Origin of the sequence: Neisseria sp. HMSC068C12 (assembly GCF_001814095.1) — a bacterium.
GTDB lineage: Bacteria > Pseudomonadota > Gammaproteobacteria > Burkholderiales > Neisseriaceae > Neisseria > Neisseria perflava.
In genome coordinates, this window is record NZ_KV814802.1 from 1 (window position 1) to 203 (window position 203).

At 60.1% G+C, this 203-nt stretch carries 1 pseudogene; it reads right to left on the reverse strand.

What is annotated here, in order from left to right:
- Positions 1-203, reverse strand: a pseudogene (locus HMPREF2952_RS11475) (hypothetical protein); the annotation flags it as partial.

Sequence of the window (203 nt, forward strand, 5' to 3'; positions counted from 1 at the left end):
TGCGGGCTTCTTGAATCCGTCCGATTTTGTCGTAGACGTAATTAAGGACGCCGCTTCTTTGGTCGGCGCTTTGGATCAGGTTGCCGGCTTTGTCGTAGGCGTAGCGGCGGTTGACGGCGCCGCCGGCCAGCGGGTTTTGTTTGCTGCGGGGTGTTTGTGTGCCGCTCCAGACGGTACGCTGGCTTTTCAGACGACCCATGGGG